The sequence below is a fragment of the uncultured Winogradskyella sp. genome, from assembly GCF_947496485.1.
Lineage (GTDB): Bacteria > Bacteroidota > Bacteroidia > Flavobacteriales > Flavobacteriaceae > Winogradskyella.
Map to the genome: position 1 here is coordinate 1 of NZ_CANMCZ010000030.1, position 226 is coordinate 226.

At 34.5% G+C, this 226-nt stretch carries 1 protein-coding gene; it reads left to right on the plus strand.

All coding sequences use genetic code 11. The features are described 5' to 3' along the window. On the plus strand, nt 1–226 hold a 226-nt coding region (locus tag Q0822_RS18265; protein ID WP_299126407.1), incomplete at both ends, for a hypothetical protein.

Consider the following 226-nt stretch of genomic DNA (forward strand, 5'->3'; position numbering starts at 1 on the left):
TTTACATACCAAGTCAAGTTAATTATCAATTTGCTAATCCAGCAGCAGCGAATCAATTCATAGATGATATGTCTTTGACAGGTGCTAACATTGGTGATGGTCCAACAGTATTTGATCCAGAGCTTTTAGAGACTTTTTCAGATAGAGACCTTACTCATTATTTGGCTGCAGATAATCAAATAGTGAATACAGATTATATGCAAATACGATATGATGCACCAATTTC